At 58.9% G+C, this 26182-nt stretch carries 24 protein-coding genes; 12 read left to right on the top strand and 12 right to left on the bottom strand.

Annotation, left to right across the window (positions count from 1 at the left end; translation table 11 throughout):
• Window positions 1–101: 101 nt before the first annotated feature.
• Window positions 102–1460 (bottom strand): glutamine synthetase family protein, encoded by a 1359-nt coding sequence (locus PMI23_RS04570; RefSeq protein ID WP_042704900.1) that lies wholly within the window; start codon window positions 1458–1460, stop codon window positions 102–104.
• A gap of 162 nt (window positions 1461–1622) precedes the next feature.
• On the opposite strand from PMI23_RS04570, the gene PMI23_RS04565 reads away from it, so the two are divergent.
• From PMI23_RS04565 to PMI23_RS04550, 4 genes are all read left to right on the top strand, one after another.
• A complete protein-coding gene (locus PMI23_RS04565) occupies window positions 1623–2522 on the top strand; it encodes a helix-turn-helix domain-containing protein (RefSeq protein WP_007910202.1) in 900 nt (299 codons plus the stop codon).
• Window positions 2523–2612: 90 nt separating this feature from the next.
• Complete coding sequence (locus PMI23_RS04560) at window positions 2613–3122, top strand: sigma-70 family RNA polymerase sigma factor (RefSeq protein ID WP_007910203.1); 510 nt, start codon at window positions 2613–2615, stop codon at window positions 3120–3122.
• Window positions 3122–4069, top strand: coding sequence for a FecR domain-containing protein (locus PMI23_RS04555; protein ID WP_007910206.1), 948 nt, complete (start codon window positions 3122–3124; stop codon window positions 4067–4069). Before PMI23_RS04560 ends, PMI23_RS04555 begins: the two co-directional genes overlap by 1 nt.
• A gap of 67 nt (window positions 4070–4136) precedes the next feature.
• Entirely contained in the window at window positions 4137–6545 is a 2409-nt protein-coding gene (locus PMI23_RS04550; protein WP_007910208.1) for a TonB-dependent receptor, read from the top strand.
• Window positions 6546–6600: 55 nt separating this feature from the next.
• Here PMI23_RS04550 and PMI23_RS04545 read toward each other — a convergent pair whose 3' ends face one another.
• The 6 genes from PMI23_RS04545 to PMI23_RS04520 all read right to left on the bottom strand — a co-directional run bounded on the left by PMI23_RS04545 (window position 6601) and on the right by PMI23_RS04520 (window position 13438).
• Window positions 6601–7593 (bottom strand): LacI family DNA-binding transcriptional regulator, encoded by a 993-nt coding sequence (locus PMI23_RS04545; RefSeq protein ID WP_007910211.1) that lies wholly within the window; start codon window positions 7591–7593, stop codon window positions 6601–6603.
• Between the two features lie 75 nt (window positions 7594–7668).
• Window positions 7669–9171, bottom strand: a complete 1503-nt coding sequence (locus PMI23_RS04540) for a glycoside hydrolase family 32 protein (protein WP_007910213.1) — start codon at window positions 9169–9171, stop codon at window positions 7669–7671.
• Entirely contained in the window at window positions 9168–10313 is a 1146-nt protein-coding gene (locus PMI23_RS04535) for an ABC transporter ATP-binding protein (RefSeq protein WP_177321040.1), read from the bottom strand. Before PMI23_RS04535 ends, PMI23_RS04540 begins: the two co-directional genes overlap by 4 nt.
• Window positions 10314–10340: 27 nt before the next feature.
• A complete protein-coding gene (locus tag PMI23_RS04530) occupies window positions 10341–11183 on the bottom strand; it encodes a carbohydrate ABC transporter permease (RefSeq protein ID WP_007910217.1) in 843 nt (280 codons plus the stop codon).
• The gene (locus PMI23_RS04525; protein WP_007910218.1) at window positions 11180–12142 is read right to left on the bottom strand and encodes a carbohydrate ABC transporter permease; all 963 of its coding nucleotides are present in this window, start codon (window positions 12140–12142) and stop codon (window positions 11180–11182) included. The genes PMI23_RS04530 and PMI23_RS04525 overlap by 4 nt, the downstream gene beginning before the upstream one ends.
• A 21-nt stretch (window positions 12143–12163) precedes the next feature.
• Window positions 12164–13438: an ABC transporter substrate-binding protein gene (locus PMI23_RS04520; RefSeq protein ID WP_007910219.1), complete on the bottom strand. Its 1275-nt coding sequence runs from the start codon at window positions 13436–13438 to the stop codon at window positions 12164–12166.
• 166 nt (window positions 13439–13604) lie between these two features.
• Here PMI23_RS04520 and PMI23_RS04515 point away from each other — a divergent pair, with 166 nt between their 5' ends.
• The 4 genes from PMI23_RS04515 (at window position 13605) to PMI23_RS04500 (ending at window position 17199) form a co-directional block, all read left to right on the top strand.
• Window positions 13605–15170, top strand: coding sequence for a carbohydrate porin (locus PMI23_RS04515; RefSeq protein WP_007910221.1), 1566 nt, complete (start codon window positions 13605–13607; stop codon window positions 15168–15170).
• A gap of 93 nt (window positions 15171–15263) precedes the next feature.
• Complete coding sequence (locus PMI23_RS04510; protein WP_007910222.1) at window positions 15264–16013, top strand: hydroxypyruvate isomerase family protein; 750 nt, start codon at window positions 15264–15266, stop codon at window positions 16011–16013.
• A gap of 128 nt (window positions 16014–16141) precedes the next feature.
• Window positions 16142–16546, top strand: coding sequence for an acyl-CoA thioesterase (locus tag PMI23_RS04505; protein ID WP_042704898.1), 405 nt, complete (start codon window positions 16142–16144; stop codon window positions 16544–16546).
• 224 nt (window positions 16547–16770) lie between these two features.
• Window positions 16771–17199 carry a hypothetical protein gene (locus PMI23_RS04500; protein ID WP_007910226.1) on the top strand — a complete coding sequence of 143 codons (429 nt, stop codon included), beginning with the start codon at window positions 16771–16773 and terminating at the stop codon, window positions 17197–17199.
• Between the two features lie 128 nt (window positions 17200–17327).
• Here the strand turns inward: PMI23_RS04500 and PMI23_RS04495 are convergent, their stop codons facing one another.
• On the bottom strand, window positions 17328–17834 hold the full coding sequence (locus PMI23_RS04495; RefSeq protein ID WP_042704897.1) for an AAA family ATPase: 507 nt from the start codon (window positions 17832–17834) through the stop codon (window positions 17328–17330).
• 374 nt (window positions 17835–18208) lie between these two features.
• On the opposite strand from PMI23_RS04495, the gene PMI23_RS04490 reads away from it, so the two are divergent.
• Window positions 18209–19144, top strand: a complete 936-nt coding sequence (locus tag PMI23_RS04490; protein WP_007910232.1) for a LysR family transcriptional regulator — start codon at window positions 18209–18211, stop codon at window positions 19142–19144.
• On the opposite strand, the gene PMI23_RS04485 is transcribed toward PMI23_RS04490, so the two are convergent.
• From PMI23_RS04485 to PMI23_RS04470, 4 genes are all read right to left on the bottom strand, one after another.
• Window positions 19129–19575, bottom strand: a complete 447-nt coding sequence (locus PMI23_RS04485; protein ID WP_007910234.1) for a GlcG/HbpS family heme-binding protein — start codon at window positions 19573–19575, stop codon at window positions 19129–19131. The two genes, PMI23_RS04490 and PMI23_RS04485, sit on opposite strands and share 16 nt — an antisense overlap.
• A gap of 11 nt (window positions 19576–19586) precedes the next feature.
• Window positions 19587–20936 (bottom strand): metal-dependent hydrolase family protein, encoded by a 1350-nt coding sequence (locus PMI23_RS04480; RefSeq protein ID WP_007910235.1) that lies wholly within the window; start codon window positions 20934–20936, stop codon window positions 19587–19589.
• Window positions 20937–21125: 189 nt separating this feature from the next.
• Window positions 21126–22283: an alpha/beta hydrolase family protein gene (locus tag PMI23_RS04475; RefSeq protein WP_007910236.1), complete on the bottom strand. Its 1158-nt coding sequence runs from the start codon at window positions 22281–22283 to the stop codon at window positions 21126–21128.
• 59 nt (window positions 22284–22342) lie between these two features.
• Window positions 22343–23305 (bottom strand): LysR family transcriptional regulator, encoded by a 963-nt coding sequence (locus PMI23_RS04470; protein ID WP_007910238.1) that lies wholly within the window; start codon window positions 23303–23305, stop codon window positions 22343–22345.
• Between the two features lie 257 nt (window positions 23306–23562).
• On the opposite strand from PMI23_RS04470, the gene PMI23_RS04465 reads away from it, so the two are divergent.
• From PMI23_RS04465 to PMI23_RS04455, 3 genes are all read left to right on the top strand, one after another.
• A complete protein-coding gene (locus tag PMI23_RS04465) occupies window positions 23563–24504 on the top strand; it encodes a VOC family protein (protein ID WP_007910240.1) in 942 nt (313 codons plus the stop codon).
• A 14-nt stretch (window positions 24505–24518) separates the two neighbouring features.
• Window positions 24519–24881 (top strand): Rieske (2Fe-2S) protein, encoded by a 363-nt coding sequence (locus tag PMI23_RS04460; RefSeq protein WP_007910242.1) that lies wholly within the window; start codon window positions 24519–24521, stop codon window positions 24879–24881.
• A gap of 134 nt (window positions 24882–25015) precedes the next feature.
• Entirely contained in the window at window positions 25016–26152 is a 1137-nt protein-coding gene (locus PMI23_RS04455) for an FAD-dependent oxidoreductase (RefSeq protein ID WP_007910244.1), read from the top strand.
• Window positions 26153–26182 lie beyond the last annotated feature (30 nt).

Below are 26182 nucleotides of genomic sequence, written 5' to 3'. Positions count from 1 at the left end.
GGACGCTCCGCGTTCGGCTTTGGATGGGACGCGGAGCGTCCCGGGCTGCATTCCCACGCAGAGCGTGGGAACGATCGACACAGGGGATATTTTGGTTTGGGTTAAACGCTGAGCATCAGGAACTCACGCTCCCACGAGCTGATCACGCGCTTGAAGTTTTCATGCTCGGCACGTTTCACCGCGACATAGCCACGGACGAACTTGTCGCCAAGGTATTGCGCTACGGCTTCGCATTCTTCCATCTGCGTCAGCGCTTCTTCGATGGTGATCGGCAGGCGCAGATTGCGGCGTTCGTAAGCGCGGCCCTGGACCGCAGCGCTCGGCGCGATGCCTTCGACCATGCCGATGTAACCGCAGAGCAGGCTCGCGGCAATCGCCAGGTACGGGTTGGCATCGGCGCCCGGCAAGCGGTTTTCCACGCGCATGGCTTCCGGACTGGAGGTCGGCACACGCAAACCGACGGTGCGGTTTTCTTCGCCCCATTCGACGTTGACCGGTGCAGAAGTGTCCGGCAGGAAGCGGCGGAACGAGTTGACGTTGGGCGCGAACATCGGCAGCACTTTCGGGATGTATTTCTGCAAACCGCCGATGTAATGCAGGAACAGCTCGCTCATCTGCCCGTCTTCATTGGCGAAAATCGGTTTGCCAGTGGCGATGTCCACCACGCTCTGGTGGATGTGCATGGCGCTGCCCGGCTCATCGCCGATCGGCTTGGCCATGAAGGTCGCGGCGACGTTGTGCTTGAGCGCGGCCTCTCGCATGGTGCGTTTGAACACGGTGATCTGGTCGGCCAGATCGAGGGCGTCGCCGTGACGGAAGTTGATTTCCATCTGCGCCGGGCCGTCTTCGTGGATCAGCGTGTCCAGATCCAGTCCTTGCAGTTCGCACCAGTCATAGACGTCTTCGAACAACGGATCGAATTCGTTGGCAGCATCAATGGAGAACGACTGCCGACCGCTTTCTGCACGGCCCGAGCGGCCCAATGGTGCCTTGAGCGGCAAGTCCGGGTCTTCGCAGCGTTGGGTCAGGTAGAACTCCATTTCCGGCGCAACAATGGGCTTCCAGCCTTTATCGGTGTACAGCTGCAGGACTTTTTTCAGCACGTTGCGCGGCGACAGTTCGATCGGGTTGCCGAACTTGTCGAAGGTATCGTGAATGACGATGGCGGTCGGCTCGATCGCCCATGGAATCACGTAGACCGCGTCAGCCACGGGCTTGCAGACCATATCGATATCGGCAGGATCGAGCAGGTCGTAGTAGATGTCGTCGTCGACAAAATCCCCGGTTACCGTTTGCAGCAGCACACTTTCCGGCAGGCGCATGCCTCGCTCATGCAGGAACTTGTTGGTCGGTGCGATCTTGCCGCGGGCAATGCCGGTCAAGTCGCTGACCACACATTCGACTTCGGTAATCTTGTGATCTTTCAGCCACGTGAACAGCTGATCGAAAGGGGCATTCATAAAGACCTCGTTATTGGTTTTATAGACGCCGGGGAGGGCGGGTTTCATCTTCCGCCCCTTCCCCTGTGGCGCGTTGACGACTATCTTGGGCGAGCCTTGCAGTTCCATCTATCCACTTTAAGCAGCACCAAAGCGCACCAAAAGAGTGCGCAAGGTCACCCCATGACAACGTGCAATCCGCTCCAGGTTCAAGCATTCAACACCGCCGATGTGGCTGAGCAAGTCCGCGCCACACCGGGCTGGGTCCAGCATTACCAACAGATGTCGCCGGGTCATTTCGCCGGGCAGATCCGCTATCTGGATCTGCAGGGCGTCGAGGTCTACGAAGAGCAGATGAACACCCGGGTCGAGCAGAATTTCAGCGCGCCATCGGGTGCTCTGGCGTTCTGTTTTGATCGCAGTGACAACGCGCTGTACCTGCTCAATGAAGACAGCCGCAACATCTGGATCACCCCGGAGAACTATCAGGAAATCGCCGTCGTGTTCGGCCCGGAGTTTGTCCGTCAGCACGGTCTGAATGTGGCGAAACTCGAAGGCTTGTTCATGACGCAACTCAATTGCGGGCAGAACGCCTTGTTCAGTCGCTGGTTAAGCTCGATTCTCACAAAGTTGTCGCAAGCTATTGATCCGCTTGATAAAGATGCGCTGACACAGCAGCTGCTGGAAGATTGTCTGTTCATCCTCGACAACGCTCATACAAGTCTTGATCGCGGTGGGTTACAGCGGCGCACCGAAGAGCGAATGATCATGAAACGGGTGGGAGAGTGGGCGGCGGATTCGCCGGAAGACACCGTCAATCTGCTCGAACTTTCCCATGTGGCCGGAGTGCCGTTGCGGCAATTGCAGCAGGCGTTCAAGGCCTACACCGGCATGACGCCAAGTCACTGGCTGCGCCTGCGCCGGTTGAACAGCGCACACCGTGAATTGCTCAAGCGCCGGCCCACGGAAACTACAGTTGCCGAGGTGGCGATGCAGTGGTCGTTCTGGCATTTGGGAAGGTTTTCCAGCAGTTACCGGGCGTTGTTCAAGGAGTTGCCGAGCGAGACCTTGAAGCGCTCATGAAAGCCGTCTTGGATAAAAAGGCTTTGTCTCGGTGCGCAAGTTAAATAGAATCACTCTCATTTGAAACTGACTTCGCGCAGGACTCTTGAGATGACTGAAGCAGCGACGCCATCGCCGCAGCACCTGCACGAACTGTATCGCGACCATCGAGGCTGGCTGGAAACCTGGCTGCGGCGGCGCATGGGCAACGCGTGGGATGCGGCGGACCTGAGTCAGGACACCTTCCTGCGCGTACTCTGCAGTGCGCAACCGATCGCCGACATGCGCGAGCCGCGCGCGTATTTGCTGGCGGTGGGCAAACGCCTGCTGAGCAATTTCTACACCCGCCGCAGTCTGGAAAAGGCCTATCTCGAAGCCCTCGCGCAGTTGCCCGAAGAATGCGTGCCGTCGCCCGAGCAACGTTGGCTGCTGCTGGAAACCTTGCAAGCGCTGGACGAGTTACTCGATGGTTTGCCGCGAGCGGTGCGTCGGGCCTTTCTCCTGAGTCAGCTCGAAGGCCTCGGTTACCGTGAAATCGCCGAACGTTTGCAGGTTTCTGAACGCAGTATAAAACGTTACATGGCAATGGCTTACGAGCATTGTTTGATGTTGGATCTATGATGCGCGTCGCACCCAACACCGAAGCGCGTGAAGTGGCGCGAGCCGCCGCACAGTGGTTGGCATTGCTCGAATCCGGCGAGGCCAGTGAAGCCGATCACGTGCGATTGAAGCACTGGCGTGACAGCGATAGCCGCCATGAAAACGCCTGGCAGAAGATTCAATTGCTGCGCCAGCGCTTTTCCAGTCTGCCGACAGAATTGGCCATGGCCACACTCGATCGGCTGGATCTGGCGCGGCGTGCAGCATTGAAAAGGGCGCTGGGGTTGGCGGCTTTGGTGCCTGCGGCGTGGCTGATCAGTCGCCAGTTGCCGCTCGACGTCTGGCGCGCGGATTTGCAGACTTCCACCGGAGAGCACACGCGAACACGGCTGGCCGACGGCAGCACCTTGCAGCTGAACACCGCCAGTGCGGTGAACGTCGTTCTGGCCAGCCGTCAGTTGACGTTGGTGCGCGGCGAAATGGCGCTCAACGTTCCGGGTAGCACGGCATTGACGGTCAACGCGCCGTACGGTCGGATCATTGTCAGCCGCAGCGAAGTCTGCGTGCGCCTCAACGAACGTGATTGCACCGTGTCGGTGGTCAGTGGTTCGGTGCAATTGCAGCCGTTGCACGGGCCGGCGCTGCAGTTGAACGCCGGGCAACTGGTCAATTTGCAGACCTCCGGCGCCGGACCGGTCACGTTGTTCGACGCCAAAATGCCCGGTTGGCGTGACGGTGTGTTGATGGCGCAAAACCAGCCGTTGGGGGATTTCCTGCGCGAGTTGAGCCGATATCGCTCGGGGCTTCTGCGCTGGGAGCCAGCACTTGAAAGTCTGCGTGTCACCGGCAGTTTCCGTCTCGACGACACCGATAAAGTGCTGGCCCTGCTGGCGGCGAGCCTGCCGTTGGAGGTCCATTCGCGCACGCGTTTCTGGGTAACGCTGGCGCCGCGAAAAAATATCGTCTGAAGCCTGTCCCTTTTTTTCGCCTCACCGGTCATTGCAGGTAAGTGAACAAAATCGAGAGCTTCTTCCAATGCCCGCAGTATTCCCAAGTCGTTTGCGTCCGTTGTTGCAGTTGAGCCTCCTGCTGAGCCTGAGTGCCAGCCCTGTGTTGATCCAGTCCAGTTGGGCCGAAGACGCCGCTCGGCGCAGTTATCAGGTGCCGGCCGGCAGCCTCAGTGCCGCGTTGACAAGATTTGCCGGTTTGGCCGGGGTCAATCTGTCGGTCGATCCGGCGTTGGTCAGCGGGCGCAACAGCAATGGTTTGTCCGGCGAATTTGGCGTGGAGGAGGGGTTCGCTCGCTTGTTGCTGGGTTCCGGTCTGCAACTGCAACTGCAACCGCTGGGCGAGCAGGCCTACACACTGATTCCAGCCGCCGAGGGCAGCAGCCTGCAACTGGCGCCGACGTCGATTCTCGGTGCCACCGGTTCCAGCGATGCCGATGTGTTTGCCGGCGGCCAAGTCGCGCGGCGTGGCTCGCAGGGTTTGCTGGGGTCGAAAGACTTCATGGAAACCCCATTCAGCATGACCACCTACACCAGCGAAGCCGTGAAAAACCAGCAGGCACGCACGCTGGGCGATCTGATCGCCAGCGACCCTTCGGTGCGTGCAACCAACCCGGCCGGTGGCCGCTACGAGCAGTTCACCATCCGTGGTTTCAGCCTGTTCAACAGCGACGTGGCGTACAACGGGCTCTATGGCGTGCTGCCGACGTACACCATTGACATGGAAATGGCCGATCGCGTCGACATCCTCAAAGGCCCGAGCCAACTCATTAACGGCATCTCGCCACGGGGTAGCGTGGGCGGAGGCATCAATGTGGTGCCTAAGCGTGCCACCGACAAACCGATCACTTCGCTGACGGCCAATTACGCGTCGAACAATCAGGTCGGCGGCGCAGTGGATGTCGGCCGGCGGTTTGGCGAGGACAATCAGTTCGGCCTGCGTTTCAACGGCGTCAAACAGTCCGGTGATACCGAGTGGGATCATCAAAGTGTCGACCGTGACATGGCCGTGCTCGGCCTGGATTTTCGCGGTGAGCGCTTGCGACTTTCGACCGATATAGGCCATACCGAGCGCGATACCGACGCGCCGCAGGAGCGCGTGCAGGTCGCGGCCAATGCCAAGGTTCCGAGCGCGAATAGCGTGCATCGCAATTACGCGCAACCGTGGACTCAGGCGAAAACCGAGGACACCTTCGGCACGCTCAACGCCGAGTTCGACGTCAATGACTCGGTGATGCTGTACGGCGGCGTCGGCGCGCGCAAAAGTAATCATGACTTCTTGCGCCACGCCGTTTCCGTGACCAACGATGCCGGTGATTTCAGCGTGCAACCGCGTGATTTTACCCGCGACGAGAATGTCCGGACCGCCACGGCAGGCGTGCGCAACTGGTTCCATACCGGGCCTGTGAGCCATGAGGTCAATCTCGCGGCCAGCTACTTCTACATGGATTTCGAGAACGGCGGCGCCCGCTACGCGGCCGGGCGCAGCAATCTGTATGACCCGGTGGAAATCGCCAAACCCGGTACGCCGACACGCAATGACGCCAAGGTCTACACGGAAAACCGCTTCAGCGGCTTAGCACTGTCCGACACCCTGGGCTTTTTCGACGATCGACTGTTGCTGACCCTCGGCGCTCGCTGGCAGCGGGTAAAAGTCGATGACTGGAGCGATGACATCAAAGGCGACACCGCTTACGACGAGGAAAAGATTTCGCCATCGGGCGGCATTCTGTTCAAGGCGACTGACAAGCTGTCGCTGTACGCCAACTACATGGAAGGCCTGAGCCAGGGCAAAATCGCGCCGTCGACTTCCATCAACGAAGACGAAATCTTCCCGCCGTTTATCAGCCGTCAGGTTGAAGTCGGTGCCAAGTACGATGCCGGCGCCTACGCGCTGACCGCTGCGGTATTTCGCATCAAGCAACCGGCGTACGAAACCAACGCCACCACGCGAGTCTTCGGACCCAATGGCAAGCGCGAGAACAATGGCGTGGAGCTGAGCGTGTTCGGCGAACCGCTCAAAGGCTTCCGCTTGCTTGGCGGTGTGATGTACATCGACAGCGAGCTGACTCACACCACCAACGGCACCTTCGACGGCAACCGTGCGCCGGCGACGCCGAAATACAACGTCAACCTGGGCGCCGAGTGGGACGTGCCGACGGTGCAGGGGCTGACGCTGACAACCCGTGGCATCTATTCGAGTTCGCAGTACCTGGATCAGTCCAACGAGAAGGAAATCGATTCCTGGGAGCGCTTCGATGTGGGCACGCGCTATGCGTTCAAGGTTGACGACAAAACCATCACCTTGCGCGGGAATATCGAGAACGTGCTGGACAAGCGTTATTGGAGTTCGGCAGGGGCGTCCGATGACAGTGAACCGGGATTGACGTTGTCGACACCGAGAACCTATCTGCTTTCAGCGACGGTCGATTTTTGATTCCAATCGGCAAATCGTAAGCAATCGGGAGTGCTATCAGCGAACGGTCCAACTCTTATAGTGATGTCCTGACCACCAATGGACAGTCAACGCGCTGAGTTCCCGATAGCTCAAGGGTTTCGATCAGATGCCGTGCAGCCTGGCGACCAATCTCGTAGTAGGGCAGTTGCACGGTAGTCAGCGGCGGGATGAACAACTCGGCAATCCCGATCATGTTGTCGTAGCCGAGCACGGCGACATCGTCGGGAATTTTCAGGCCACGCCCCAACAACAGCTGATAGGCACAAAAGGCAATGCGGTCGTTGCCACAGATCAAAATATCGAATTGGGGACGACCATCAATGACATGCCGGTCGAGGATAGCGGCTGTTTCACTGTAGGCATCATGATCGGATAGGTCGTATTGCAGGAGCGTGTCAGGCGCCAGACCGAATGCCTGACAGGCACGCTGCAGGCCTTTCTGTCGCAGCCCCCATGCCAGACTCTGTTTCGGCAGATTGATACACAGAGGACGCTTGTAGCCGAGGCTCAACGCGTGGTGTACGGCGCGATACTGGCCCATTTCGTCGTCGGGTACATAGCTGACGAGGCGGCTGTCATCGGCCAGACAATTGGCGAGCACCAGAGGTTTGCTCTTCAATCGCTCGGGAATGCTGACCTGGCGAAATCCCATGGCGCTGAAAATCAAACCGTCCGGACGGTGCGACAGCATCAGGTCAATGTTCTGGTCGGTGGGCGGGTTGCTCAGCAGGTTGAGGATAAAGACATTCCAGCCGGCCTGCTGCGCGGTCTGTTCAATGGACAGCAGCAGCTCGACCGCGAAGGGTGTGGTCGCGGTGTCCAGCGCGAACACACCGATGGTGCGCGACTGCAGGTTGTCACCGCGCATCTTGCGCGCTGACAGGCTGGGTACGAATTGCAGTTCATCAATGGCACGACGCACCCGTAGAAGGGTTTCGGGGCTCAGTTTTTCCGGAGTATTGAGCGCTCGAGACACCGTCATCAGGGACACGCCGGCCAGCTGTGCAACGTCTTTCACTGAAGTCATGCGAAGTGCGGCCGGTCAGGTTGACGCAGAATCATGACACAGGGCCCGGGCTTCTCGCGACCCGAATGACGCCGCTCATGACCATGCAGAACCGAGCGGCCATGCCTTGGGAATCGAGACGCGCCCGCCACTCCCGCTTGCCACCAGCTTCACACCCAGACTGTCGGAGCGCGGATAGAGGCGACTGCTGAGGCTGAAGCGGCCGTTTTCGTCGAATACCTCGATGGATGAGCGATCAAGAAACACGCGCAGTTCCAAGCGCTCTTGTGTCGGGTCTATCGCCACGCTGCGCTGGCCTGTGACTTGCGCACCCGAGCGGCTGCGATCAAGCACCAGACGCTGCAGTGGTGCATCGTAATAGAGCAGGGTTTCTTCACGGCCATCGTCGCTGCAGCGCAAAGCGACTCCCAAGTGGCCGTCAGTGCAGCCGAGCAGATCCAGATGCACATGGATTTCGAGCATGTCGCCGTTTACCTCCGGCACCCAGCGGGTTCCCGACGCTTCCCACCACGGCGTCCCCGGCAATTGCGCCATTCGCAGCGCGCTGAGCTCGCGTGCCGGATACACGCAAAGGCGATCGGCGCACAGTTCCAGTTCGCGTGGCAATCCGAGCATGCCGCACCAGTGATGGGCCTGGCTCGGCATCGGGCTTTCCCACATGTCCAGCCATGCCCATACGAGGCGCCGACCATCGGCGGCCAACAGCGTTTGCGCCGCATAGAAATCGTGGCCGTTATCCAGCTCGATAAAAGGCCCGCCCGTGAAGTGCCATTGGTTATCGAGCTGGCCCACTCGATAACCGGTCTGGTACTTGTTGAGCCGGTCGTAACCGTCGGCTTGCATGCCTTGTGGGGAGTACAGCAGCACATCGCGTCCATTCAGGCGAAACAGGTCCGGGCATTCCCACATATAGCCATCGCCCTCGCTGCCGGCGGACACATAGTCGAGGAATTCCCAGACGTGCAGATCCGTGGAGCGGTACAACGGCAGCAACGGCCTGTCGCCCAGACGTGCGCCGGCAATCAGGTACCAATAGCCATCCGCCTGCCAGACCTTGGGGTCACGAAAGTGCATGATGCTGTCTTGCGGCGCGCTGTCGATCACCGCGCCATGCTTGACGAAGCGGATGCCGTCGTTGCTGGTGGCCAGGCACTGGACCTGTTTGATCAGGCGCTCGTCACCCACTTCGCCCAGCCAGGTGTGCCCGGTGTAGATCAGGGCCAGGGTATCGCCACAGACCACGGCGCTACCGGAAAAACAGCCGTCGCGGTCGCAGTCATCGCCGGGTGCCAGTGCAATGGGCAGGTGCTGCCAGTGCACCAGATCGGCACTCTTGGCGTGGCCCCAATACATCGGCCCCCATTTCGCGTCGAAGGGGTGATGCTGATAGAAAACGTGATACTCGCCACGGAAGTACACGACCCCGTTCGGGTCGTTCATCCAGCCTGCCGGCGGGGCAATATGGTAACCGGGTCGATAATCCTCAATGACGCGGGACTGGCTGTCAGCCAAGGCGCGCTGCGCAAGGTCAAGGGTCGAAAACATTGGATCGCTCTGGGTATTCAAAGACAAGGTCATAGGGCGTGTGCTCGGATTGAGCGCAGAGAGAGGTCATCCGCCACGGATTGAATGGCGTGCGGGTGGCGCTTCAATGCCGTGCCGTCGGCGTCGAACAGGTGGATCTTGTCGATGTCCAGTTGCAGTTCGACCCGATCGCCTGCCTGCCATCCGGCGTTGACTTCACAACGACAGATCAATGGCTCGTCCTGCCCAGTATCGAGGTGCACATAGGTTTCACTGCCTAGGTATTCGACCCCAGTCACGACGACGCCAGCGCTTCCCGCCGCCGCTTTGAGTGACAGGTGTTCCGGGCGAACGCCCAGGCTCAGCGAGGCGTCTGCCGCCAGGTTCGAACTGTCGAAGGGCAGGGTGGTCATCCCCAAAACCGGAGTATCAACCAGGCTGGTTTCTCCCGGCGCCTGCAAGCGTGCCGACAGGAAATTCATTCTCGGCGAACCGAGAAAACCGGCGACAAAGCGGCTGGCCGGGCGCTCATAGAGTTCGCGTGGTGAGCCGACCTGCTCTATATGGCCGCCATTGAGCACGACAATTTTGTCGGCGAGGGTCATCGCTTCCACCTGATCGTGAGTGACGTAGATCATGGTCGAGCGCAATCGGTCATGCAGTCGGGCGATTTCGTTGCGCATCTGCACCCGCAAGGAGGCATCCAGGTTGGACAGCGGCTCATCGAACAACAGAATGTCCGGCTCGCGCGCCATGGCCCTGCCCATGGCCACACGTTGACGCTGCCCTCCAGACAGTTCTTTTGGCTTGCGTTGCAGCAGTTTGTCCAATTGCAGGATTTGCGCAGTTTTCAGCACCCGCTCGCGCAGGCTGCTCTTTTCAGTCTTGGCCAGTTTGAGACCGAAACTGATGTTGTCGTAGACGCTCATGTGCGGGTACAGCGCATAAGACTGAAAGACCATGCCGACGCCACGTTCGCGCGGCTCCAGGTCGTTGACCCGGCGCCCGTCGATCAGCAAATCACCGGCGCAGATCGAATCCAATCCGGCGATCAGTCGCAGCAGCGTCGACTTTCCGCAGCCCGAAGGACCGACGAACACCACGAATTCACCCGCAGCGATCTCCAGGTTGATGTCGCGAAGAATCCGCGCGCCGCCCAATTGTTTGTTGACGTTGTCCAGTTTCAATTTCATCACGATGCGGTTCCTTGTCTTTATTGGGCATCAACCCTTTAACGCGCCGGCAGTGAGACCGGAAACGATTCGGCGCTGGAAGATCAGCACCAGAATCACCAGTGGGACGGTGACCAGCACCGAGGCAGCCATCAACAAGCCCCAAGGCAACTCATGGGGGCTGCCGCCGGAAATCAAGGCGATGGCCACCGGCACCGTGCGTTGGCTGTCGGTGAGGGTGAACGTCAGGGCAAACAGAAACTCGTTCCACGCCGCGATGAAGGCCAGCAAACCGGTGGTGACCAGGGCGGGCCAGAGTAGCGGCAACAGCACGCGGGTCAGCGTCACCCACGGGGACGCACCATCCATGATTGCCGCTTCCTCCAGTTCATGGGGGAGTTGCCCCATGAACGTGGTCAGCACCCAGACGGTGAAGGGCAGGGTGAAAATCGTGTAGCTGAGGATCAACGCCCACGATGTGTTGTACAGACCCAAGGCGCGGATCACTTCGAACAGTCCCGACAGCACCGCGACCTGAGGAAACATCGACACGCCAAGCACCATCATCAACACCGTGCCACGCCCACGGAATTTCACTCGGCCCAAGGCATAGGCAGCGGTCAGGCTGAGGAACAGCGCCAGTGTCACCACGCACAGCGCAACCACCAGCGAATTACCGATCGCTCGCAGGAATGAGGCCTGGTGGAGGACCGCCGCGTAATTGGAGAAGTCAGGATTTTCGATCCAGTAACTCACTTCGAACAAGGCGCTGGAGGGCTTCAGCGACGTTACGATGGCGTAGTAGAACGGGAAAACCGCATACAGCAGCAAAACACCGATCAGGCACCAGAAGCCGAGGCGCAACAGCGCTTTTTTCAGCAGGCGCGGGCTCATGCGCGGACCTCCAGTTGACGGCGTCCGAGGTAGAGATAAAGCATGGCGATCACCGCGACCACCAGAAACAACAGCGTCGACGCCGCGCTGCCGTAACCGACGTCCTGGAACTCCACCAAGTGCTGGCGGGCATACACCGACATGCTCATGGTGCTCGACGAGTTCGAGGTCAGCACATAGATGACGTCGAATACCCGCAGGGAATCGAGGATGCGGAAGATCGCCGCCACCAGCAGTGCAGGCATCAACAGTGGCAGCGTGACGCGCCAGAACACTTTCAGCGGATGAATGCCATCGACCCGGGCCGCTTCGTAGCAATCGCTCGGCAACATCTGCAAAGCCGCCAGCATCAGCAGCGTGACGAAGGGCACGGTCTTCCAGACGTCAACAATGATCACCGCCCACATCGACAGGTCGGCATCTGCCGTCCAGGCCAGAGGTGCGTCAATCAGACCGAGGCTGAGCATCAGGTGATTGATGATGCCGAACTGGTCGTTGAGCATCCATGACCAGATCTTCGCCGAGACAATCGTCGGAATCGCCCACGGAATCAGAATCAACGCCCGCACCAGAGAACGGCCGGTGAACTTGATGTTCAGCAGCAACGCCACCAACAGCCCCAGGATGACTTCCAGTCCCACCGAGACCACCGTGAAATACAACGTGTTGCGCACCGCATTCCACCACTGTGGATCGACGAGGATGCCCGACCAGCCGGAACCGCTGAACAGCAGATAATTGCTCAAGCCGATGAAGGTTGCGCCACCGGTGTCCGCCAGGCTGGCGTCGGTCAGGCTGAACCAGAATGTGCGCAGCAGCGGCCAGGCTGCCACCAAGGCCAGGCAGACCAGCATTGGCGTCAGAAACAGCCAGGCAGCGCGCACCCGGCGACGTTGTACAGGCGTTTCCCTCGTGAGCAGCAGCTCGTCAAAGGGGGCATGGGTCGTAGAGACAGACATGGTGATTTCCTTCCTTGTGGCTTACCAGTTCCGGCGTTTGATGCGCGTGAGTTCGCTTTCCAGTTCGGCGAGTGCCTGATCGACCGGCAACTCGCCGGCCAGCACGCCATGCACCCGATCGAAGAACGCATTGGAGACCCGTGGATAGCGATCGGCAGTAATGGCGGCGGGGCGCATGACCCCAGCGTTGAGAATGCTGTGCAACTGAGCGTAATAAGGCATGGCCGCGAGCAACTCGGGATCTTGATACAGCGATTCGATCACCGGGTTGTAGGCGCCTTTCAGCGCTCGACGTTTTTGCTCTTGGGCACTGCTCAGGTAGCTCACCAGTTCGGCGGCAAGTTTGGGATGGGCGCTGTAACGCGAGACCGCCAGGCCCCAGCCACCGAGGGTGGAGGCATGCTCGCCGGTCTCGCCGCCGCGGGGCAGGGGAGCGACGCCGACCTTGTCTTTTACGGCACTGTCCTGGCTTTGCACCAGGGCCCAGACATAAGGCCAGTTACGCATGAACAGCGCATTGCCCGACTGGAATACGCCACGTCCTTCTTCCTCGGTGTAATTGAGCACGCCACGCGGTGAGATATCTCCGACCCAGCTTTTCGCCAGGGTCAACGCGGCTCTTGAGGCCTGACTGTTGACCACGATGTCGCCGCGTTGATTGATCAGTCCGCCTTGCGGCTGGCTGCTGATCCACTCCAGCGCATTACACGTCAGCCCTTCGTAGGCGCGCCCCTGAAAGATGTAACCCCAGGCATTGGCGTTCCCGGCGTTGCGTTCAGCCTGTTGCACATCCCTGGCAGTAGCGGTCATTTCCTCCCACGTCTGAGGAACCTGTTTGTTGTATTTCTCAAGCAAGTCTTTGCGGTAATACAGCAGCCCCGAGTCGGTGAACCACGGCATCGTCACCAGCCGTCCGTTGACCGTGGCGTTATCGATCTGCGCCTGGAAGTAGCCTTGGGTCGCGTTGGCGGGAAGCGCCTCACGCAGATCCATCAAGTGTTTGGCCAGCATCCCCGGCCAGACCATGTCGATTTGAATGATGTCGATGTCGGCGGACTGCGCACTAAGGATCTGCTGGTAGAACGACAACCTCTCGGTTGCCGAGTTAGGCGTGGAGACCACCTCGACGTTGTTGCCAGTCTGTTTCGACCATGTATCGACGGCTTCCTTGCACAGCTGCAACTCCGCACCCACCGCACCGCAAGAGATCGTCAGATCGGTTGCGTTCGACACGGATGGCAGTGCGGCAGACAGGGTGATCAATGCAACTGGCAGGAGCGATTTCAGGTGTTTCATCGAGCGTCCTTTATTTTTGTTTTTAGAAAAGTTAACGTTAACATCGCCAAATGTAGCAGCGTATTTGCGAGGAGGCATCCTTTTTTTGTCGTTTGTGACAACTCGCGACCCACGCAAAAAAGGCAACTGCGGCAACCAAAAAATAAAAACAAAACAGGGAGTCAACATGCAGAAAGGATCAAGCTGGCTACTGGTCGGCGTGCTCGGCACATCGGCAGCGGCTTCTCAGGCCGCGACGCTGGAAGAGCGCATGGCCGCGCTTGAAGCGCGTGCCAGCGCAGCGGAAAAGCGTGCAGCCACGGCCGAACAGCAGACCCAGGCACTTGCCCGGGAATTGCAGCAGATCAAATTCGCGACGCCTCCCTCGCAGTCCGTCGCGGCTAACGCAACAGCCATTTCGGCACCTGCTCTGGACACCCGACTGGCAAAACTCGAAGCCCGTCAGCAAAGCCTGGACAAGGAGGGCAGTACCGGGAACCTCACCGATGGATTCAGCTTCAACGGCTATGCGCGCTCCGGATTGCTGGTTGACGAGGGGCTGGGTGGCGGGCGTGGCGGCCCTTATACAACGCCGGCCGGTTCGGTGGGCGGGGCAGTCGGGCGACTCGGTAACGAGGACGACACCTACATGCGTATCGACCTGTCGAAAGAGGTCTATGCGCAAAACGGTACCCGTTCCAAATTCACCGTCTCCATCGCCGACGGTGTGGAAAGCTCCAATGACTGGACGGCCGACGAAAGCAAACTCAACGTACGCCAGGTGTTCGCCACGCTCGACCATGTCGCTGCATTCAAAGGCAATTCAGTCTTCGAGAACGCTACGCTGTGGGCAGGCAAGCGATTCGATAGAGATAATTTCGATATCCACTGGCTGGACTCGGACGTCGTTTACCTGGCCGGCACCGGCGGTGGAATTTACGATGTGCAGATGAACAAGCATTGGCGCTCGAATTACTCGTTGATTGGGCGTAGCTACGGGGATTTCAGTCAGGGCGGTATCAATGCCGATGTGGAAAGCTACATCCTGACCTCCAACCAGTTCTTCGAGGATGGCCAGTGGCAGTGGATGTACAACGCCATCGGCGCCAAGAAAAACGATTTTGGCACCCGCACCAATAAAGCCGGTTTGACGCCTGCGGATTCCGGTTTGCACAGCATGCTGGCCAATCACCAGAAAACCTTTTTCGGCAGGGAAGGCTTCTTCAAAACGGCGCTGCTCTATGGGCAAGGCCTGGGGGCAGAGGTCAAGAACGTTGGCTCGGACGGTGAACTGATCGACGACGCCCGCGCGCTGCGTCTGGCACTTTACGGTGAGACCCCGCTGACCTCTGACTGGCGCATCGGGCCCAGCTTGCTGGCTGAACAGAGCAAGGATAGATACGTCAAAGGTGACGACTACCGCTGGCTCACCCTCAACGTGCGCTTGGCCAACAAAATCAACAGCAACTTCGAAATGGCCTACGAAATGAGCTGGCAAACCATGAACCTCGACCCCAAAGGCTATCTCCAACGTAATGCGGTCGATGGTAACTTCTGGAAATTCACGGTCGCCCCGACATTCAAACTCGACGTCGGCGATCTACTCTCGCGTCCGGAGTTGCGAGTGTTCGCCAGCTACATGAACTGGTCTTCGGATCTGGACAGGTTCAGTACTAACGACTCCTTTGGCATGTCCGACTTCCAGGCGGGAGGGGTGTGGCAATACGGTATCCAGATGGAAACCTGGTTTTAATTGTTGAACACACTTGCGATAGTGCAGTGCTGGAGCGGCAAAGGATGCTCCAGGCTAATGATGTCGTTTCTTCCCAGGATGGATGATTACCCAATGCTCAAGTTCAATGCTCATCTCGGCTTCCAATTCAATGAATTGCCTTTTCTACAACGCATCGAAGCCGCCGCAGCCGCCGGTTTCCGGGCAGTGGAGTTCCCGTCACCGTACGAATTCGACGCCAGTCTGCTTGCCGACCATCTAGCCCAATACAGTTTGCCGTTGATTCAGTTCGCCGCCCCGGCTGGCGTGACCAAAGGCATCGCTGCGTTACAGGGCAGGGGAGAGGAGTTTCGTGACGGGTTGCTCCAGGCCGCCCGCTACGCAAAGACCTTGGCGTGTGCGGATGTCCACATCATGTCGGGCGTTACCACGCAGAATGACGCTGAGCGAACCTACGCGGGCAACCTGGAATATGCGGTCAAGTACTTGGAAGACCAGGGGCTGCGGCCGCTGATCGAAGTGATCAGCGCGGAGGCGATGCCGGGCTATTACATGTCTGACTTCAGCAAGGCACAACAGGTACTGGAGACCTTCCCGAGTGTCGGGCTGATTCTTGATCTTTACCATGCGCAGCTTTTGACCGGAGATGCAGCCGATGTGCTGGCGCGTTTCTATGACAGAACCGTGCATGTGCAAATAGCCGATTGCCCGGGTCGTCACGAGCCGGGAACGGGGAGTATCGACTTTGCTGCCTTGTTCGCGGCGCTGGAGCAGCGCGGCTACGCAGGATGGATCGGGTGTGAGTACCGTCCTTCTGTATCTACCGTTGCGAGTCTTGACTGGATCAAGCAGCTGAGTGTTTAGGTTCCAGAGGAAAGCCCTTGAGTCGCTGATATAGGGAAAATCGCCGCCATCAAAGGCAGAAGCCCTTGATGGCCGAGCGAGAAGAACTCATCGATATCGGCCTGACGCTGGCGAGTAGGGGGGATTAAATGCCTGATGCGGTTTTTGTAAGCAGAACTATTTTGTTCGGAGATTGTGATCCCGCAGGGGTGGTTTACACCCCGCGATTCTCACATTTTGCTGTAGAGGCCATTGGTGTAGCACTCGACAGATGGGTAGGGGGGCCGGGGCTTAGAGCGGTGATGAGTTTTAATATATTGCCGCCGGTGCGTGCGATGTCGATCGAGTTGCTGGCTCCGGTGACGTGGGATGACGAATTGACTATTAACGTCAGCGTGGCCAGGTTGGACGAGCACTCTTTTACTTTTTTGGTTGAGGGGTTTATAGACGAAGGCGTGCTGGCATTTACCGCGAATGTCACACACGTTTGTGTCTCACCGGAAAGTAAAGAAGTTGTACCCATTCCAGCTCCGCTGCGAGCGCTTCTTTCATAGACGATCAGACGGATCTCAACAAACGTTCGGGGGCTGTCGAGTGTCCGGTTATGGCCAAAATCTACCGTTCCTCACCGGCAGCTATGGGCGATTGCGGCCTTGGTGACCGGCAGCAATAGGCCAATAGCTGACCGCCCGCATGCTCCCCCTCGAAGGACTCCTGATCTATAGTCACTGAAGAATCCATAGGACGCGGTGAAATTCAACTTGCAGGGAGCGTATGAATGACTCGATTGCAAACACTCAAGTTGATTCAGATAGCCATTGCCCTTCCAGCCTATACCGTACCTTCAAGCACTACATTCGCCTTCACTCTTTGGTTCACCATCACCTCGACGATCAACCTCTTCACCTCACAATCCTTTTCTGGTTGGGGGGTGATCATGTTGTGGCTTCTGCTGTCGCTGTTCTCGCAATGGGCATGCTGGAGCATTTTTTCCGACTCGCTGGAGGACAGCCCCTCTGTGCAACACCTGCCACTACTTTTACTTGGGGTATTGTTAACACTGATTTTAGGTTTGAGTGCCTGGGTCCTTTTTCACATAGGCCTAATCTGGCTTATGTGCGGTACACAAGGCATTGCAGCCGGCGTACTTTTGACGATCAGTTGTGTGAGAAAAAGACGTCAAACTGGCGACATGCTCAGTGAGTGAGTTCATCAGGGTGTCGGCCGTTTGCTGAGAGTGGAGGCGTAAAGCAGCCGTTCTCGACCACCAGCGTTCGGCCAAAAGCGGCAAGCGTCTGCTGATCGCACCTTGCTAAGTAGAGCTTTTAGCTGGTGCTACTCCTCGGATAAAAATCGTTTAGTGATCATTGCCACTGCCTCCGCCGGGGACGTCAAGGCTGTGTCTATATCAAAGGGAGCGTCATCCCACGGCTCATACTCATGATCCAATACAGATTGCCAGGTCGGGGGCGACAGGCCAGGAATATCAATCTTCCTGGTATCTACCCGTCGCTGGTGTTCATATTTATCAGAGCAAACCACCTGGATATTCACTAATGGAGTACCAGAGCGAATAGCGATCTCGCTCCACGCGTTTCGGCTTTCGATTACTGGGTTAACACAGTCGACTATGACAGTACTGCCAAAGCGAAGATTGCTCAGAGCAAGCTCATTAGCGACCATATAACCGCTCCGCCCCACGTCTTGTGCCAGAGCACCGGAGTTTCGGATAGCCTGCTCAATCGTATCGATCCGCAGATACACCGCCCTTGTTCTGGTGGCAAGGTCACTTGCTATAGTCGTTTTTCCAGTACCTGGAAGGCCGCTGAAGACAATAAGCATTCTATGTCCTTCGATTATTGAGTCGACCCAGTCTAGGCCAATACCTGCCGAAGCCAATGTCCGCTTTTGGCCGATTGCAGTCCACGAGCATCAATTTCGAGCAACCTATAAGTTACCCTCGATCAAAAGTGATCGCAGGGCATTTGCTTACCTGCTGGATCCTCGATGGTGCGTGTTGACCTTTCTGTTAGTGGCTTCCCTTGAGCAACTAATTCACGCGCAGTGGCGCTTGGTATCTTCGTTAACGATACCTCCCAACCCAACACGCGATTGGCGCATGGGTACACAGCTCGCTAAGGTCATGATTCGTTTTTGATCCTGCCCGCAAACCGGGCGGGCGCAAAGACGTCACTATCACCTTCAGCGGAACCGACATGCGATATCGACGCCTCGACCTTAATCTCTTGGTTGCGCTGGACGCTTTGCTGAGCGAATGCAGCGTCAGCAGGGCGGCCGAGCGTCTGTGCCTGGGACAGTCAGCTGCCAGTTCGGCACTGGGCCGCTTGCGTGAACATTTCAATGACCCGTTACTGGTGCAAGTCGGGCGCCGCCTGGAACCCACAGCGCTGGGTCTGGAATTGCTGCCAAAGGTACGTGCTGCGCTGGCACTGACCCGGGAGATCGTCGATGCACCGCTGAATTTTGACCCGGCGAACTGCGACCGACACATCACTCTAGTAGCCTCCGATTACGTCGCCGATGTGCTGCTCCCTGCGGTCAGCCATGCATTGGCGCGTATCGCTCCGGGTATTCGCTTGAGCCTGCGCGACATGCCTGTCCCGCGCGACGGTGATGTCGTCAGCGAAGCGCTCGATTATCGGCGCAGTGATTGCGTAATCGTGCCTCAGCGACGGTTGAACCCGGCCTATCCCCATGTGCCGCTCATGACGGACCAGCTCTGTTGTATCGTCTGCGCCCAGCAGCCAGAGTTTACCGAGCAACTGAGCATGGCCGACTATCGCGCCGCAGCGCATGTGGTGCGCGAGTTTGCCGACGGGCACAACCTGGCGATGGATGCCATGCACCTGCATGAACTCGGCATTGAGCGACAAGTGGCCGTGACCGTTGAAAGCTTTGTGCTGATGCCGCAATTCATTGTCGGTACCGCACGCATTGCCACGGTGTTTCGACGACAGGCGCAACGCTTCGCTCAGCGTTATCCGTTGCGCGTCCACCCGGCGCCGTTGGCTTTTCCCGAGGCCGTTCAAGTCTTGCAATGGCATCCCTATCAAGAGCATGACCCGGCAATGCAATGGTTTCGCGGCCTGCTGCTGGAACAGGCCGCGTTACTCGATCAACCCTCTGCCTGATCGCCGCTGTCGGCGACCAATCCGGCCTTGGCGATGGCCAGCAATGCGCAGCGCTCGTCGTTGTCCGAGGTATCGCCGCTGATGCCGATGGCCCCGAGCACCATGCCCTCGGCATTTCGAATCAGCACGCCGCCCGCTACGGGAATCACCTCGCCGCCGGTCAAACTATTGATCGCGTCGAAAAACGCCGGCATGGCTTGCGCGCGCCGCGCCAGCTCACGTCCGCCAAAACCCATGCCCAGGCAGCCACGCGCCTTGCCGGTGGCGATTTGCGTGCGCAGGAAAGTGGCGTGTTCGTCGCGCAAAATCGCCAAGGGATGGGCGGCGGCATCCAGTACTGCGACGCCCAAGGGCTTGATCCCGGTTTCCCGAGCGATGCGGATGGCATCGCTCGCCATGTTCGTGGCGGTCAGCAAGTCGAGTCGTTGCATGATCTCAGTCCTCATACGGCCCACTTGCCCAGTTGGGCCACGCGGTCGCGGGTGTAAAGATCGGTCCATTTCAGCGAGTTGAAATCGGACACTTGCTTGGGGTTGTAGGGGCTGCGATCCATGCGTACCGGTTGGCCGGCCTTGTACACCGCTTTGAGGCGCGAACGATCTTGGAGGATGCGAATGTCGTCCAGCGGTGAACCGTCGAGCAGCAGAAAATCCGCCTGCTTGCCCACTTGCAGCGAGCCGAGTGTTTCCCCGCGCGGCATACAGCGCGCACCAACAGCGGTCGCGGCGTATAACGCTTCGGCCGGTGTGAATCCAAGCCGAGTCACCAGCAACTCCAGCTCACGAGCATGCCACTCTCCGTAAGGCGTCACCGCGAAGCCGCTGTCACTGCCGCAGGCAAAGGGTACGCCAGCCGCTTTTGCCCGTTTGAGTACCGCCGAACCGACCTCCAGTGTGCGTGCACAATAACCGGCATAACCCGTGCTGATCGCCGGGTCATGGGGCTGACAGAAATCCACGGTGTTCTGCGGGAATGTCATGGTCGGGGCCAGGATGCTGCCGGCCTCGAGCAACGCTTCGATGCACGCGTCGTCCATGTAAAAGGCATGGAAAACCAGATCAACGCCTGCGCGCGCCGCGTACATCACAGCTTCGCGACCGTAGGCATGCGTGGCGACTCTGCAGCCCAGACGATGCGCTTCCTCAACCATTTCGAAGGTTTCGTCAGCGGTAAAGGCCGCAATGATTTCGCCGTTGGGACGGCGGTGCGTGCCGTCCATGGCGATCTTGATCAGGTCGACGCCGTCCTTGGCCTGCTTGCGGATCTCCGCGAGGGCGTCGCTACGGCTGGTGACCAACTGCGCGGTGAAGTATTCCGGGGCGCCAACCCGGCTCGGGAACCAGTCATTGAGACTCTGGCGATTGGTGATGACGCGGCTGCTGGCTGCGATCCTCGGGCCTTCGAACAAACCAGCGGTCACCGCATTGCGCACGGCGATGCTGAGCTGGCCGCTGTCGCCGGGGCAGACCATGCTGGTGACGCCGGCGGCCAGCACGTGTTGCGCGAAGAACATCCCGCGCAACGCGCGAAATTCGTCGCTGGTCCATAGATCAATGTCTTCTTCGCTTTGCGCGTTGCCGAAGGCCAGATGCGTGTGCACATCCACCAGCCCCGGCATGACGAAATCATCCCCCGCATCCACCTGTGTATCGCCTGGCTGGGGAGCGGGTGCCAACGCGGTAGCGCCGACGTAACTGAGCAGGCCGTTTTCGACGATCAATGTCTGTTGCTGGCGGGTTTGCCGTCCGCTGCCGTCAAACAGGGTCTGGCATTTCAGGTGCAGGGCAGTCATGGCGTCTTCACTGTGTGATTGTTATGCAAAGAGAGGCTAGAGAGCAGGCGAGGGGACGACCAGCAGATTGCATCGATGGCTGCGTATTGACGGCGTCAATAGGTGCGCCAGCGCTTGAATCCGTTAATGCAAAACGCCGGAAAATCGAAAGATTAACCGGCGTTTTTCATGGCGTGTTTTTTCAGTGGATCAAGCGGTGTGGCCACCCAGAGTTTCGGCAACCCAGTCGGCAATGTATTGCCCGGCATTGATGCTGTTGTCGAAGCTCGAATGCTGCACACCACCTTCACGTTCGGTGAAGATTTTCAGTTCACACTTATGACTGTTGACCAGTTGTTCGTAGGTACGATGCGCCCACTTCAACGGAATCTGCGAATCCTGTTCACCATGGGTCACGAGGAACGGCACCTTGATCCGGTCGAGCACGCCATCGAGGTGGACGTTCTCGGCGATGGCCATGAACTCTTCGACGTCCTTCGCGCCCCAGACCCAGCAGACATGCGCCCAATAATGCGGCACCGGGAAGCTGCCTTCCTTTTCCAGTCGACGTTTTTGCACATCACGCCAGTCATGGTTGGCGCCCCACACGACGCCGCAGGCGAAGCGCGGTTCGAAGGCAACCGCTCGCGGGCAGTAATAGCCGCCCAACGAGACACCTTCGAGGCCGATACGTTTGGCATCAACATCGCTTCGGGTTTCCAGCCAATCCACCACGCGACTGGCCCAGTGTTCACTGTCGAATCGTGCGGTCAGGCCATGCAGGCGCAGCGCTTCGCCGGTACCGGGCTGGTCGATGATCAGTGAAGAGATACCGCGTTTCGCCAGCCACGCTGGCAGGCCCACGCGGTATTTCATTTCTTTGGTCGAGTCCAGACCGTTGACCTGCACCAGAATCGGTGCCGGCCCCTCGACGCCTTCGGCGCGCACCAGCAAGCCGGAAAGATGTTTGCCCTCGTACGGGATTTCCACCCGTTCACAGTTTTCACGCGACAGTTCGACGCCGCGCTTGAAGGTTTGCAGGAAGCGTTGATAGAGCTCGGTACGCCCCGGTGCGCCGTGCGCTTGCAGGCGCTCGCAGGTCAGATAATAGGTGGCGGCGCGGTTGTATTTTTCGCCAGCCGAGAGCATCCGGCCATTGCCTTCGTCTTCTTCGGCCAAACCGCAGAGCTTGTCAGCCATTTTCGCCCAGGTTTCGCGAAAGGCACGGGTGCCGGCCGCGTCCGGCTGCTTGGCTGCCTCTTGCAGCGGGGCGCACATCTCTTCGATTTCGCCCATGCGGGCGCCCATTTCAATGGCCAGGTCGACAGAGAGATTCCAAACGTAGTTGGTCGGGAAATAGCGAAACATGATTATTGTTGTCCTTATGGTTGCCTTGGCATTCCCAAGGCACGTTAAGGATCACCCGACTAATTGGCCAATCGTGACGGCGGATACGAGGTATCGCGAGATACGATGGGCACGTGTTGCAGATGCTGGATGGATTCGCTGATGCGTTCGCGCAGCCAGCGGTGCATCGGGTCGCCGTCAACGCTGCGGTGCCACAGCATGTACTCGCGCATGACCGGGATTTTCACCGGTGGCGGCAGGATGCGCAGCGGCAGATAGTGCGCGTAGAGGTTCGCCAGACGCTGGTGCATCGTGGCGATGCGCTGCGTGCCGACAATCAGTTGCGGCAGGGTATTGAAGTCGCTGGTGATCACTTCAATGCGCCGATTGAAGCCGTATTGATTCATGAACCACTCTTCGATGCTCATGTGTCGGGTACGGCCAAAGCCCACCGAGACATGGCCCATCTCCATGTACTGCTCAAGGGTCAGGGTGTCGCCGACTTGCGTATTGCCTTGCCACACCACGCACACGTGTTCTTCCTCGAACAGCAGGCGCGAAGGGTGGCCTTCAATGATGTAGCGCTCGGGAACAATCATCAGGTCGACCTCGCCGCGTACCAGCAACTCGCCGGAATTGTCGCTGGGGCCAAGCATTTCGAAAGTGATGTTGGGCGCTTGCTGATGAATGTTCTGGATCACTTGGGCGAACAGCACGCTGATCAGATAGTCCGAGGTCACCAAGCGAAAATGTCGCTTGCTGGTGGCCGGGTCGAACACCGGTTTGGCGGTAATCGAGGATTGGATCGTCAGCAGCACTTCACGCACCGGTTTGGCCAATTCCGTGGCGTAGGGCGTGGGCTGCATCTTGCGTCCGACCTGGACCAGCAACTCATCCTCAAAGTAGGTACGCAAACGCGCGAGCACGCCGCTGGTGGCGGATTGGGTCATGTGCAGGCGTTCGGCAGCGCGGGTGATGTTCTGCTCTTCGAGCAATACATCGAGCGCGACCAGCAGGTTCAGATCCAGATGGTTGAAACGCATGGGCAGGTCCGTTCTTGTATTTATTTTCGCAATACATTCGAACGAATCCATCGGCGCGTCAACCTTCGTCGCAGGTATCGCGTTTGCCGATAGGTCGCATCCCGACTCGCGATTAGTCAGCGCTCAGCCCGTACGCCAATCTTCGCCGCAGTCGGCCCTGCAGCCGACACCACCACCGGTTTCCAGTCAGGCCCGGCGCGCTGCAAGGCGTCCATGGCGACAGTCACCGGATCATAATTTCAATGGAGTGGTAAGCCATGAACATCATTGGCCTTGATGCCCTGATTTTTGGCGTCGATGACATTCAAGCCTGCACCGATTGCCTGCGCGACTACGGCCTTGCGCCGGTCGGCGTTGACAGCAACGGCGGGCGTTTCGAAGCGCTGGACGGCACCGCCGTGATTATCCGTCGAGCCGCCGATCCTGATTTGCCGGCGGCAATCGGCCCGGCGCCGTCGATTCGCGAGACGGTCTACGGGGTCGGCGCGATCAGCGATCTGGATGCCATCGAAGATGAGCTGGCCCGAGATCGCATCGTCCGTCGTGATCAACACGGCGTGCTGCACAGCGTTGACGACATGGGTTTCGCCATCGCTTTTCAGGTCAGCGTGCGCAAGCCGTACAGCGCACCGGATGACCTGACCAACGCCGCCGGCCATGCGCCACAGCGGCCGCTCAACCAGCCGGGCATTACCCTCGATATGGGCGCTGTTCCGCGCACTTTGTCGCACGTGGTGTATTTCGTACCCGACGCAGCAAAAGCAGAAGCTTTCTACGCCGAGCGTCTGGGTTTTCGCACCACCGACACCTTCATTGGCGCCGGGCCGTTCATGCGTCCGGCAGGCTCTGACGATCACCATTGCCTGTTCATGATCCAGACCCCGCCGCACATGAAAGGCTGCGAACACTTCACCTTCCACATGGGCAGTGGCACCGAAGTGCTGCTGGCCGGGACGCGTTTCGAGCAAAAAGGCTGGACCAGTTTCTGGGGGCCGGGCCGTCACCTGTTTGGCTCCAACTGGTTCTGGTACTTCAACAGTCCGCTGGGCTGCCACATCGAATACGACGCCGACATGGACAAGCACGATGACGCCTGGGAGGCCCGTCGCGCACCGCTGTCGGCGGATAACTCGCAGCTGTTCCTGTTCAGCGCCAAAGAAAAATGGGCCCCCGGTGGCCCGCCGCCAAAACTCGGTTGAGGGCGGCGCTGATCATGAGCGCTATTGCGCGGCCATTGTGTCGACTGGACGAACTGGAGGAGGGCCGGGCGCGCGGATTCGATCCGTTGGCGCAGGGGCGCGACAGCGTGTTTGCCCTGCGTCATGACAATCAGGTGCGGGTCTATCGCAACCGTTGTCCGCATCTGGACGTGCGCCTGGAGTATCGCAAGGACCGCTTCCTGTCCGCCGATGGCCAGTTGATCGTCTGTTACGCCCACGGTGCGCAATTTCTGCCGGCGACCGGCGAGTGCATCTACGGCCCGTGCCTGGGCCAGAGGCTGGAGGCGCTGCCGTTCAGCGAGAAGGATGGCTGGCTGCTGGTGCAAATGCCTGAAGAGTTGCCGCTGCCGGGATAAATCGAGGTATCGCGTACGGCGATACATCGCATCCTTACTCGCGATTAGTCAAATCCCTGCTTTGCCGGGAAGCTTCATCCAACGATGCCGTGCCCGACGCAGCATCGATCACAAGAATAAAAAGAGAGAACACCATGAGTGCAGTGAACAACGTTCTGATCGTGGGCGGTGGTATCGGCGGCTTGTGTGCGGCCATCGCCTTGCGGCGTAAAGGTATCGAGGTCGATTTGATCGAGCTCAAGTCCGAATGGACAGTCTATGGCGTCGGGATTATTCAACAGAGCAACGTCGTCCGTGAAATGGCCAAGCTGGGCGTTCTCGACGGTTATCTCGATGCCGCTTATGCCTTCGAAGACGTCGCTATCTACGGCCCGGGCGGGCAACAACTGGCGCGCATTCCGGGTCAGCGACTGGCCGGCCCGCAATACCCTGCCAACGTCGGCATTTCTCGCTTGGCGCTGCATAAAGTTCTCAGCGAAACCGCCCTGCAACTCGGCGCCAACGTGCGTTTGGGCCTGAGTGTGGAAGCGCTGGACGACAACGGCACAGAGGTCGACGTGTTGTTTACCGACGGCAATCGCGGCCACTACGACCTGGTGGTCGGTGCCGACGGACTGTTCTCGAAAGTGCGCAGCCTGGTCTTCGGCGATGCCTACACCCCGCGTTTCACTGGTCAGTCGGTGTGGCGCTACAACTTTCCCCGCGCGCCACAGATCGATCATTTGGCCAACTATCAAAGCGCTGACGGCAACGCCGGGCTGGTGCCGCTGGCCGGTAACTTGATGTACCTGTTTCTGACGTCCCACGAGCCGTCCAATCCGTGGATGGATCCTGCCGATCTGGCTGCGCAGATGCGCCAGCGCCTGCAAGGTTTTACCGGGCTGATCGGCGAGCTGCGCGAGCAAATCACCGACAACAGCCAGGTCGTCTACAAGCCGATGGAAGTGGTGTTCGTCGATGAGCCGTGGCATCGCGGACGCGTCCTGCTGATTGGCGATGCGGCCCACGCCACCACGCCGCATCTCGGTCAAGGCGCCGGCATGGCCATCGAAGACGCGATTGTGCTCAGCGAAGAACTGACTCGCGAGCAGTCCGCCGCCACCAGCGTCGAACAGCAGCTGCAGCGTTTCATGGCGCGGCGCTTCGAGCGTTGCAAATACATCAGCGAAAGCTCGGTGCTGGCCGGCGACAAGGAAATGCAACACGACCGCGCCTTCGATCGCATTGGCCTGGTCAAGCAAATGCTCGCGCGCACTGCCGAGCCGATTTAAGCCCCACCTGCGACGCATCCACAGCAGTTA

The sequence above is a fragment of the Pseudomonas sp. GM24 genome (assembly GCF_000282235.1).
GTDB lineage: Bacteria > Pseudomonadota > Gammaproteobacteria > Pseudomonadales > Pseudomonadaceae > Aquipseudomonas.
Note: the sequence above shows the minus strand (reverse complement) of the source record. Positions and strands in the feature narration are given on the sequence as shown.